This window comes from Veillonella sp. 3_1_44, assembly GCF_000163715.1.
GTDB lineage: Bacteria > Bacillota > Negativicutes > Veillonellales > Veillonellaceae > Veillonella > Veillonella parvula_A.
The window spans coordinates 1-660 of sequence record NZ_GG770212.1 but is presented as its reverse complement, the minus strand read 5'-3'; the positions used below and the strand labels follow the sequence as shown (position 1 = coordinate 660).

The following is a 660-nucleotide window of genomic DNA, read 5'->3' as shown; positions in this document are numbered from 1 at the left end:
ATTCTTGAACAAAGCTGACATGGTTGACGATGAAGAATTGATCGAATTGGTAGAAATGGAAGTTCGTGAACTTCTTTCTTCCTACGAATTCCCTGGCGACGAAGTACCTATCGTTGTAGGTTCCGCATTGAAAGCTTTGGAAGGCGACGCTCAATATGTAGCTAAAATTGACGAATTGATGGATGCTGTAGACTCCTACATCCCAACACCAGTTCGTGACACTGATAAACCTTTCTTGATGCCTGTGGAAGACGTTTTCACAATCACTGGTCGTGGTACAGTAGCAACTGGCCGTGTTGAACGTGGTCAAGTAAACGTTGGTGATACAGTTGAAGTAGTAGGCTTGAAAGAAAAAGCTGAACAATACGTAGTAACTGGTCTTGAAATGTTCCGTAAAGTGTTGGATTCTGCAGTAGCAGGTGACAACGTAGGTGCATTGCTTCGTGGTGTTGATCGTAAAGACATCGAACGTGGTCAAGTATTGGCTAAACCAGGTTCCATCAACCCACACACAAAATTCAAAGCAGAAGTATACGTATTGACTAAAGAAGAAGGTGGCCGTCATACTCCATTCTTCTCCAACTACCGTCCACAATTCTACTTCCGTACAACAGACGTAACAGGTGTTGTAAACCTTCCTGAAGGTGTAGAAATGTGTAT

Annotated in this window: 1 protein-coding gene; it reads left to right on the top strand. The window is 43.0% G+C overall.

The annotated features are described in order from the left end of the window. Positions 1 to 660, top strand: a 660-nt coding sequence (locus HMPREF0873_RS09780) for an EF-Tu/IF-2/RF-3 family GTPase (protein WP_008715893.1), incomplete at both ends; no start/stop codon positions are given.